The following is a 4,999-nucleotide window of genomic DNA, read 5'->3' as shown; positions in this document are numbered from 1 at the left end:
CGAAAAGCAATGTAGGAACACCTAACGGCAGTCCAAGCAATTCGCGGGCAAGTTGTTGATCAATTGGCTGCCAACGTGCAGTGTCGAGACAGTTCGGCACGCTCATCGCTGGGCAACTAACCAACATTGAAATTCGGCTGGGTTGATGATTTGCAGGTAGGGCACTTCCTCCTTCAGATCCAACAGATCGGCATCGCCACTTACCAGCACAGGGGTGGCTGCTGCCAGTGCTAAATCAAGAAACATCTGATCATCAGGGTCGCGCACACGGTGCTGGCTACTGGAGATGGCAGCCACCCAGCTCTCGTACCAGGGCAGTAGATCCTCAAGCAAGCGCTCGCAATCGACAGGTTGCAGCGGAAACTTCGGATAGGTCAGCACACGTAACAGCTCCCTAGCCGCTGGCTCAGCATGCCCGGATGGGTTAAGAGTTCACGGCCTACGCGCCCAGGTCACGGCCTCGGCCACGTCTGCTTCGCTAATGCCCAGCTCCACCACCGCTTTCGGCAGGGTGAGCTGGTTTTTGATGGTGCACCTGGCAGCAACCATTACAGCAAGCCGCGGATGGGCCTCGGGTAAGGATTCCTTACTTTAGGAGAGATCCAACGCAAAGCTCAGCCACAGCCCCAGTAGCGAACTTGAACTGGCCGATCCCGCATTGGCATGTGGGCAGGAGCAGCCCGTCAAACGCCGCAAATTTTGCAGATAGCTGCGGAAGCGCTCTTTTCTGCGGCCGTCGGCCAAGCGCTGGATGCCAAAGCTCAGCTCATGAATCACCAGGCTGGCTTGAGCAGGCTGTGGCCACCCTGCTCAAGCCGCACAACACGTTGGTGTGGAGCAGAACGTTCACGCCAGTACTCTCACCACCCTCGGTGCGGATTGAAGGGCAGGCACTGGCACCCTTCAGCTGTTGACGGCCAGCCAGCTGGCCAGGTCGGCTGGGCCCTGGAAGTCGAGCAGGGCATCGGCCAGGGCCTCGAGTTGCTCCAGCGGCAGCGCCTGGATCTGGGCGGTGGTGGCTTCTGCGAGGGGGCCGCAGCGGCGGCTGAGTTGGCGAAGGGTCACGGCCGCTTCGCCTTCCTGGCGGCCTTCCTGCAATCCCTCTTGCAGGCCTTCCTGGCGGCCCTCCGCCAGCCAGTCCTGTACCGCCCGGGTGTGGCGGATTTCTTCTCGGGGGATACCGACAATCACCATGATTTGCGCCTCTGTTAGCTCGGGAAACCGTTGTACCAGCATAGGCAGCACAACTGTTTTTAGATCAGGACGCCTGGCCAGGATCTGCTGACTGCTAGCTGCCAGTTCGCTCTCGGGCCGCACCGGCAGGGTGAGCAGGTTCAGCAAGGGATCAAGATTCGGCTGCTGGCTCAGTTCCGCCAGGCTGATCCAGTGCACCTGCTCCAGAACTGCCTGCAGCAGTCGGGGCGGGTTGGCTGGTCCCAGCTTCAGGCGGTGGTGGGGCGTAATCACCACCACCTCCAGGCGCTCTAGTTTGGGGTGTCGCTGCACAAAGCGCAGGCTCTGGGCTGAAAGCCGCCCGTGGAAACCGGGATCCGGGTGCATCTGCACCTCCAGCAGCACCACCGGGAACTCCGGGCTGCCGGTTTCGGCGCAGCCGGTGGTTTCCCTCGGCCAGAGCACGCCATCGAGGCGGTGGCTCAGCTCCTTGATCTCGAGGGCTTGAAAGCGGTAAAGGCGATCACCGGGAGCACCTGGGTCGAGCCCCAGCGCGTTGGCGGCCCCGGCCAAGCCCGGCAACAACGAGCGGATTAAATCCGGGGCGCTCTGGAATACGCGGTAGTACCAGCGGTCGGTATTCAAGGGCTGCTGGCGCTGGCTGGCGAAAAGGTAGCCGCGGCTTGAGGTTCGGGCTGGGACGCCTGGCGGCTCAGGGGGAAGTCACTCCGGTGCGGAAAGCCACCACGGGGGTGCCACAGGCGTGGGCTAACAGTCAGGCTCCTAGGGCTTCCCGCAACGCTTGAATCTGGGCGGCGATCAAACTGTGAGATCTCGAAGAATCTTCCTGGCCAGCATTTCGTTGATTTCACGGTGCCTAGGCACTGGCTGGGTGCGACCGGTTCGAGGCTGGTGAAAGATGTCATGGCGTCCTCCGTGGCGGAGGAGGACACAACCAGCTTGCTCCAGTTCTCTGATCAGGTCAGTTCGTTTCAAGCCACCACAAGCTCATCGACCTTTCGAATTCCTGGCAGATCGTCTTTGGAAAATTCGTGGTACAGATCCAAGAGCTGTGCCTTTAGATCGTCGAGATCTTTACCCTGCGTCCAATGATCAGGGTATGCATTCAGATAACCCAGAACGTAGCCGTCGGCTTCTCGCCAGTATGTGAATGGTTCAGCAGTGGGCTGGCGCTGAGGATTGCTTCCCATGTTGCTCTCAACAGGTGTCATCATGCTGCCTTCTTCTTGGGGCCAACGGTAGCCTCGGCAAGGCTGGGAGCCTGGTGATCAGCACAACCACTCAGGTCGGAACCCCACCCGCCCCGCTTCAGCTGATAGCGGCCAGCCACGCGGTCAAGTCGGCCGGGCCTTGGAAGTCGAGCAGGGCGTCGGCCAGGGCTTCCAGCTGCTCCAGCGGCAAGGCCTGGATCTGGGCGATGGTGGCTTCTGCGAGGGGGCCGCAGCGGCGGTTGAGTGGCGGATCTCTTCTCGGGGGATACCGGCAATCACCATGATTTAAGCCTCGGTTTTAGATCAGGGCGCCTGGCCAGGATCTGCTGACTGCTGGCCGCCAGCTCGCTCTCAGGCCGCACCGGCAAGGTGAGCAGGTTGAGCCACACCACCTGTTGCTTCAAAAATAGATGCAGTGCCTTGGTGGGGGATCAGAACATCAAGTCAGACTTTCGCCTTAAGGGGGTAATGATCGGGGTGACGGATTGAATCCAAAGAAAGATCAACGTCAAGGTCGGGCCAGTAAAGATGTGAACCAGACGACCGAACCACATTAAGAACCTGATCGATCGTCGCCGATCTGAACCAAGGGAACTCAGAAAAGGGTAATGCCAGCTCTTCGTCATCAACCAAGACCCAGAGGCAATGCCCTGAGACATTGGTGACCTCAGCGTCCAAAGCGAACAAGGCGTTCGGCTTGGCCGCGTTTCGTTGCGGAGAGGCCGATATTGCGAGCAAGCTCAATGGATGGCGTAAGCCAGAACTTCGCTTCGCCGTCGGGGTGGCTGACATGAACATGCATCCGACTTTCCTCCCGAGAGAAGAAGTAAAAACGGAACTCACCATCACGAAAGACGGTGGGTGACAAGATTCCTCCTCTTCAGCAGCATCACCCTAGCCATCCTGAGGGCTGCAGGTCTTACAGGGGCTGGTGGAGCCGGGTATTGGAGGGTTGTGGTGGCTGTGGGGTTCAAACCGGCTGGGCAACTTGGCGGCTCAGAGGGAAGCCTCGTCTGATCAGCCAGCCGCCATGACAATTTGGGCGACTCCTCGAATTTGTACAGCTGTACAAACTCCTGCACACTTGCAAATCAGAGGGGGGGCTAGGCGTTAGCGGCTAGCCAGGTAGCCAGGTCGGCCGGGCCATGGAAGTCGAGCAGGGCATCGGCTAAGGCTTCCAGCTGCTCCAGCGGTAGCGCCTGGATCTGGGCGGTGGTGGTTTCGCTCAAGGGGCCGCAGCGGCGGTTGAGTTGGCGGCTTTCTGCCAGCCAATCCTGCACCGCCCGGGTGTGGCGGATCTCTTCTCGGGGAATGCTGGCAATCACCATGATTTGCGCCTTTCCAGATCAGGGCGGCTGACCAGGAAAGATGTGGACCAGAGGGGCGAACCACATTCAGAAAAGGCGTTCGGCTTGGCGAGGGGGGGGCATCAGAACAAGCACACGCTTAGATCAAAGCAGCAGCACCGGCTCACCAGCGGCAGATAGCAGCCGTGCCGCCTCCCTGTCAAACGTTGCCAGCTGCTCACCACCAAGGGCTCGGCCGCCGTAAGCGATCACCCCATCAGCAAAGTCGCCCCCCGCCGAGAGAAGCTTCAGCCCGGCACGAACAGCCTGGCGATCAACAGCCACGCCGCTGCTGCCAATCAGCGCTTCGATGGCGGTGGCGCAGTCGCTGGCCGCGAAGCCATACACCCGACGCAGCACCCACACCAGCTCGCACAGCACCGGCACGGGGATCGCGATCAACTCCGCTGACTCCAGCAGATCGGTTGCCGCCTTGGCCTGCTCAGGATCGTCCTGCACCAGGGCACGCACGAGCACATTGGTGTCTGCGGTGACCTTCACTAGTTGCTGGCGGGCAGACCAGCCCAACCGGAGGCGGCGGCCTCGTTCAACTCCGCCAAGCTCGCCCGGCGGGCGCTGCGCCCTGCCAGCAGGCCGATGAATCCATTGATGCTGCCGGTGGCCTGCTCGGCATGGAACTCCAGCCGCCCTCCCGACAGCACCTCCACATCGACGCGCTGGCCTGGCTGAATGCCGAGATGAGCCAACAGCTCCTTGCGCAGGGTCACCTGGCCCTTGCTGGTCACCGTGAGCGACACAGGCGATGGTGTTTTCGCTGATCGTTTTGTCATGGCGAGACGGCACCAATAAGGTAAGCGTAAGGCAAAAGTGCCTTACTGGTGTGCTCCGCAGTCAGATCACAGCAACAAGCCGTCGTAAGAAACGGCCGAATCAGCGCCCCGCTTCAGCTGATAGCGGCCAGCCAGCTGGCCAGGTCGGCTGGGCCCTGGAAGTCGAGCAGGGCATCGGCCAGGGCTTCCAGCTGCTCCAGCGGTAGGGCCTGGATCTGGGCGGTGGTGGCCTCGCTTTGGGGGCCGCAGCGACGGGTGAGGAGGCGGAGAGTCATCTTGGCTTCACCTCTGGCTTCACCTCTGGCTTCGCCCTCCTGGCGGCCCTCGGCCAGCCAATCCTGAACAGCCCGGGTGTGGCGGATCTCTTCTCTGGGAATGCCGGCAATCACCATGATTTGTTCCTCGTTAGCTGGGGAAACCGTTGCACCAGCATAGGCAGCACAACTGTGTCTAGATC

Annotated in this window: 12 protein-coding genes and 1 pseudogene; all 13 read right to left on the bottom strand. The window is 60.9% G+C overall.

Annotated features, from left to right (window positions below):
- Positions 1-102: 102 nt before the first annotated feature.
- Positions 103-390, bottom strand: coding sequence for a putative toxin-antitoxin system toxin component, PIN family (locus C7K08_RS12600; RefSeq protein ID WP_106500929.1), 288 nt, complete (start codon positions 388-390; stop codon positions 103-105).
- A 201-nt stretch (positions 391-591) separates the two neighbouring features.
- Entirely contained in the window at positions 592-777 is a 186-nt protein-coding gene (locus tag C7K08_RS15610) for a PIN domain-containing protein (RefSeq protein WP_106500928.1), read from the bottom strand.
- A gap of 126 nt (positions 778-903) precedes the next feature.
- Positions 904-1,818, bottom strand: a complete 915-nt coding sequence (locus tag C7K08_RS12590; RefSeq protein WP_106500927.1) for a DUF2887 domain-containing protein — start codon at positions 1,816-1,818, stop codon at positions 904-906.
- A 174-nt stretch (positions 1,819-1,992) separates the two neighbouring features.
- Positions 1,993-2,169, bottom strand: a complete 177-nt coding sequence (locus tag C7K08_RS12585) for a type II toxin-antitoxin system HicA family toxin (protein WP_106500926.1) — start codon at positions 2,167-2,169, stop codon at positions 1,993-1,995.
- Entirely contained in the window at positions 2,166-2,405 is a 240-nt protein-coding gene (locus tag C7K08_RS12580) for a type II toxin-antitoxin system HicB family antitoxin (RefSeq protein ID WP_241537256.1), read from the bottom strand. The genes C7K08_RS12585 and C7K08_RS12580 overlap by 4 nt, the downstream gene beginning before the upstream one ends.
- Before the next feature lie 97 nt (positions 2,406-2,502).
- Positions 2,503-2,637 (bottom strand): annotated as a pseudogene (locus C7K08_RS12575) (DUF4351 domain-containing protein); the annotation flags it as partial.
- A 43-nt stretch (positions 2,638-2,680) separates the two neighbouring features.
- The gene (locus C7K08_RS16675; protein ID WP_272867440.1) at positions 2,681-2,809 is read right to left on the bottom strand and encodes a hypothetical protein; all 129 of its coding nucleotides are present in this window, start codon (positions 2,807-2,809) and stop codon (positions 2,681-2,683) included.
- A gap of 40 nt (positions 2,810-2,849) precedes the next feature.
- Positions 2,850-3,038 (bottom strand): DUF2442 domain-containing protein, encoded by a 189-nt coding sequence (locus tag C7K08_RS16925; RefSeq protein WP_423218701.1) that lies wholly within the window; start codon positions 3,036-3,038, stop codon positions 2,850-2,852.
- Between the two features lie 34 nt (positions 3,039-3,072).
- A complete protein-coding gene (locus C7K08_RS16515) occupies positions 3,073-3,273 on the bottom strand; it encodes a DUF4160 domain-containing protein (protein WP_106500923.1) in 201 nt (66 codons plus the stop codon).
- Between the two features lie 235 nt (positions 3,274-3,508).
- Positions 3,509-3,733, bottom strand: coding sequence for a DUF4351 domain-containing protein (locus C7K08_RS12560; RefSeq protein WP_106500922.1), 225 nt, complete (start codon positions 3,731-3,733; stop codon positions 3,509-3,511).
- A 123-nt stretch (positions 3,734-3,856) separates the two neighbouring features.
- A complete protein-coding gene (locus tag C7K08_RS12555) occupies positions 3,857-4,279 on the bottom strand; it encodes a type II toxin-antitoxin system VapC family toxin (protein WP_206603861.1) in 423 nt (140 codons plus the stop codon).
- Positions 4,252-4,509, bottom strand: coding sequence for an AbrB/MazE/SpoVT family DNA-binding domain-containing protein (locus C7K08_RS12550; protein ID WP_206603860.1), 258 nt, complete (start codon positions 4,507-4,509; stop codon positions 4,252-4,254). The genes C7K08_RS12555 and C7K08_RS12550 overlap by 28 nt, the downstream gene beginning before the upstream one ends.
- A gap of 146 nt (positions 4,510-4,655) precedes the next feature.
- The coding region (locus C7K08_RS12545; protein ID WP_117434652.1) for a DUF4351 domain-containing protein at positions 4,656-4,999 on the bottom strand (344 nt) is incomplete at its 5' end.

It is taken from the genome of Synechococcus lacustris str. Tous (assembly GCF_003011125.1).
In the GTDB taxonomy this organism is placed as follows: Bacteria; Cyanobacteriota; Cyanobacteriia; order PCC-6307; family Cyanobiaceae; genus Synechococcus_D; species Synechococcus_D lacustris.
Note: the sequence above shows the minus strand (reverse complement) of the source record. Positions and strands in the feature narration are given on the sequence as shown.